Source organism: Microbacterium sp. K41 (genome assembly GCF_004794395.1).
Classification (GTDB): domain Bacteria; phylum Actinomycetota; class Actinomycetes; order Actinomycetales; family Microbacteriaceae; genus Microbacterium; species Microbacterium sufflavum.
Genome location: NZ_SSDO01000372.1, coordinates 1 through 3,590, shown reverse-complemented (window position 1 = coordinate 3,590; position 3,590 = coordinate 1). Strand labels below are relative to the sequence as shown.

The 3,590-nt window shown below is 72.3% G+C and carries 6 protein-coding genes; 3 read left to right on the top strand and 3 right to left on the bottom strand.

What is annotated here, in order from left to right:
• Positions 1–874, bottom strand: an 874-nt coding sequence (locus DW309_RS11645; RefSeq protein ID WP_136045461.1) for a DUF5937 family protein, incomplete at its 3' end; no start/stop codon positions are given.
• 45 nt (positions 875–919) lie between these two features.
• Between DW309_RS11645 and DW309_RS11640 the strand changes: the two genes are divergently transcribed.
• From DW309_RS11640 to DW309_RS11630, 3 genes are read left to right on the top strand one after another with little or no spacing between them, the layout of a single operon-like run.
• Complete coding sequence (locus DW309_RS11640) at positions 920–1,282, top strand: cupin domain-containing protein (protein ID WP_136045460.1); 363 nt, start codon at positions 920–922, stop codon at positions 1,280–1,282.
• A gap of 12 nt (positions 1,283–1,294) precedes the next feature.
• Positions 1,295–1,585 (top strand): DUF4287 domain-containing protein, encoded by a 291-nt coding sequence (locus tag DW309_RS11635; RefSeq protein ID WP_136045459.1) that lies wholly within the window; start codon positions 1,295–1,297, stop codon positions 1,583–1,585.
• 34 nt (positions 1,586–1,619) lie between these two features.
• Positions 1,620–2,588 carry a 1,4-dihydroxy-2-naphthoate polyprenyltransferase gene (locus tag DW309_RS11630; protein ID WP_136037196.1) on the top strand — a complete coding sequence of 323 codons (969 nt, stop codon included), beginning with the start codon at positions 1,620–1,622 and terminating at the stop codon, positions 2,586–2,588.
• 168 nt (positions 2,589–2,756) lie between these two features.
• On the opposite strand, the gene DW309_RS11625 is transcribed toward DW309_RS11630, so the two are convergent.
• Together DW309_RS11625 and DW309_RS19600 are read right to left on the bottom strand one after the other, a co-directional pair.
• A complete protein-coding gene (locus DW309_RS11625) occupies positions 2,757–3,053 on the bottom strand; it encodes a DUF4229 domain-containing protein (RefSeq protein ID WP_136028656.1) in 297 nt (98 codons plus the stop codon).
• A gap of 44 nt (positions 3,054–3,097) precedes the next feature.
• On the bottom strand, positions 3,098–3,590 hold a 493-nt coding region (locus DW309_RS19600), incomplete at its 5' end, for a peptidase associated/transthyretin-like domain-containing protein (protein WP_168387254.1).

Below are 3,590 nucleotides of genomic sequence, written 5' to 3'. Positions count from 1 at the left end.
CCTGCGACGTGGTGCGCTCGGCGCCCGCCCGCAGCAGGATGCCGGCGCGGGCCGGGCCGAGCAGGGCACCCAGGGCCGACTCGACCTCGGTGGTGTCGCGCGCCCACCCAGCCGTGACCCCGCGGGCCGGATAGAAGAGGGTCGGCTGCGCGGGAGGCTCGGTGAGCACCATGCAGCCCCACGACGACATCACGGAGGGCACGAGCACCAGTCCGCTGCCGCGGCAGTCGACCCGCTCGCTGTGCCGCCGCAACGACACCCGCACGGCGCCGTCACCCCACGACACCTGCCGATGCAGGTCGCTCGCCATCCCCGCGATGCCCGACGTGGCGATCGCGCGTGCCCGCACCGCGATGTCCGCGCGCAGGAGTCGTTCGAGCTGCGGCCAGACCGGGTCCAGCGCGACCTCCCACAGCTCCGACCAGGCGTCGGCGATCCGCGCCCTGGCCCGCGCCGGATCGTCCCGCATGTCCCGCAGCGCCTCGCGTCGACGGCCGGCGGAGCGCTGCACCATCTTCCCGAGGTCCACGCGCATGGGCTCCAGCGCGGTCGTGCGGAGCGCCGCGAGCTCCGCCTCCGGGGTGAGGTCCCACCGCGGGGTCGTGGTGAGGAGGTCGGGCAGGTAGCCGTCGTCGCCGATCACCGCGGCGAGCAGTGCGAAGCCGTCGCGCGGCAGCCGTTCGCGCACGACGCGCAGCCACCCCCACTGGAGCGGATGCGCCGCCGGGCGGAGGAGGGCGCGGACGGCGTGGGCCAGCTCGTGGCCGGGGGAGACTCCGAAGCGCACCGCCTCCATGTCACCGGGACTCAGGTGGAACTCGACCCGGTGGTCCGGGTGCTCTCGCCCCTCGATGGGTGCCGTGTTTCGATCCACATCGAAACACTAGGGGCCCGCGGGTGCGCTGTCGAGACTGGGCACATGACCACCACACCCGCTCCCTCGTCGCTCGTCCGCGACGCCGACCTCCGCATCGGCACCGGCCGCAGCCGCCGGTTCGTCGGGGCCGAGCACGGCGCCGACGTGTCCTATTTCTTCGTCGAGAATCAGCCGGGCGAGGGTCCAGGGCTGCACTGGCACCCGTACTCGGAGACCTGGGTGGTCCTCGAGGGGACCGTCCGCCTCCGCGTCGGCGACCGGATCCTCCTCGCCGGACCGGGCGACACCGCCACGGTCGCCGCCTTCACGCCGCACGGCTTCACGAACGCGGGGGAGGGGCTGCTGCGCATCCTGTGCATCCACGCCTCCGCCACCATCGTCCAGACCTTCCTCGACAACGACTGATCAGGAGAACCCATGTCCTTCCAGGCCTACCTCGACAAGGTCGAGACCCAGACCGGGCTCACGCCCCGCCAGTTCATCGAGCTCGCCCGCGCCCAGGGCTTCGACGAGGGCACGAAGTCCACGGTCGTGCTCACGTGGCTCAAGCAGGAGTACGGCCTCGGCCACGGTCACGCGCAGGCCATGACCCACGTCATCCTCAAGGGACCGAAGATCAGCGACAAGCACGTCGGCACGGGAAGCTCCCACAGCGATGCGTCCGACACCCTGTGGCTCGACGGCAAGGACAGCAACCCGCACCGCTGAGGGTCCCCGCGCCGCGCGGACTAGGATTTCGTGCGTGGCAGCATCCTCCCGGCGCAAGAAGAAGAGCGGCACCCGAACCCGACCGCACACCAGCGGAAACCCGGCCAAGCGGCCCGCGGTCGAGGCCGGTCCGGTCACCGTCTCCGACTGGATCGGCGCCGCACGACTGCGCACCCTGCCGCTGGCGGTCGCGCCGGTCGTGATCGGCACGGGCGCCGCGCGCAGCACGGGGCCCGAGTTCCACTGGGTCATCGCCCTCGCCTGCCTCGCGGTCGCGGTGCTGCTGCAGATCGGCGTGAACTTCACGAACGACTACAGCGACGGGGTCCGCGGCACCGACGCCCACCGTGTCGGTCCGGCGCGGCTGACGGCCTCCGGGCGGGTGAAGCCGCGCACCGTGCTGATCATCGGGCTCGTGTTCTTCGCGCTCGCCGCGGCGGTCGGCCTCGCGATCGTGGTGCGCACGGAGCAGTGGTGGATGCTGGCCGTCGGCGCCGCGTGCATCGTCGCGGCGTGGTTCTACACGGGCGGCAAGCGACCCTACGGCTACTACGGCCTGGGCGAGGTGTTCGTCTTCGTGTTCTTCGGGCTGGTGGCGACGCTCGGCACCACGTGGGTGCAGATCTTCGCACTCCCACAGCAGGCGTGGCTGGGGGCGATCGCGGCCGGCCTGTTCGCGTGCGCGGTGCTGCTGGCGAACAACCTCCGCGACATCGAGCAGGACCGCGCCGTCGGCAAGCGCACGCTCACGGTGCTGATCGGGCGGCGTGCGACCCAGGTGCTGTTCACCCTGTTCGTCCTCGCGCCGTTCGGGATCGCGGTGTTCCTGGCGCTGCTGTTCCCGATCGCGTGGATCGCGCTGCTCGCGCTGCTGGCGGGCCTGCCCGCCGTGCTGATCGTCTGGACGTACCGTCAGCCGCGGGAGCTGGTGACGGCGCTGGCCCTGACCTCACTCACGTCGCTGCTCTACGCGGGCGCGCTGTTCTGGGCGTTCGTCGGCTGATCCGGCGGTCCGTCGGCTGATCTCGGCGTTCGTCGGCTGATCCGGACGTTGGTCGGCTGGTCTCGGCGTCCGTCGGCTCATCCGGACGTTGGTCGGCTGATCTCGGCGTCCGTCGTGATCCGGGCGTCCGTCGCGATCTCCGCGTCCGTCGGCTGACCGCGGGAGCGCTCAGTCGCGGCGGGTCTCGTCGGGGGCGGCGTCGATCGCCTCGTCCTCCGCATCGGCATCGGCCTGCTGACCCGACACGCGGCCCTCGCGCCGCTCGTGCAGACGCGCCGAGGCGTCGGACAGCGGCGTGCGCAGGAACAGCATCGAGATGCTCGCCCCGATGAGGGCGGCGAAGATGGCGGCGAGCCACCAGAACTCGCGGAAGATCGGGAAGAAGAACCACAGGATCGCCAGCGGGACGAGGAATGCCAGCAGGCGCAGCACGGTGTAGACGAGGAGGGGGGCGGGCTTCTTCACTCCCTCAGTCTACGTTCGCCCGCCGATGTGCCAGCCGCCGCCGCTCACCCGGGGAGGTCGAGCGCGGAGAAGGGGATGCCGCGGACGACGCGTCGCCACGGGTGCTCGCCGAGCGTCCACAGCACCCCCGCCTCGGGGTCGAGGGCGAGGTCTTCGCACCCGGCGGGCAGCGGAACGGGGTGTCGCCGCCAGGAACCGTCGCGATCGGTCCACAGGGCTCCGGGGTGCAGCAGATCGGACTGCGACACGAAGCGCGTCTCACCCCAGCGCACGGCGCCCTGCAGGTGCCGGAGGCCGGGCGCGACCCGGTCGCGCTCCACGAAGCGAGGCTGCGCGGCGCTCGGGATGTCGAACTCGCCGACCACGCCGCGGTCGTTCCCGCGGTACTCGCCGATGAGCACACGGGGCAGGGGAGTGCCGTCGGCCGTGAACACCCGCCCGAGGAACGAGCAGCGGAGGTCGACCGGGTGCTGCGCCGTGCGCACGGCGACGAGCACGGTGCTGCGACCGCCGCGGCGGCGGCTCCCGGCCAGGCGG

Bases quoted from the DNA above. Each gene is read 5' to 3' on its own strand.
- DW309_RS11640 (WP_136045460.1), top strand. From the start codon at position 920: ATGACCACCACACCCGCTCCCTCGTCGCTCGTCCGCGACGCCGACCTC.
- DW309_RS11635 (WP_136045459.1), top strand. From the start codon at position 1,295: ATGTCCTTCCAGGCCTACCTCGACAAGGTCGAGACCCAGACCGGGCTC.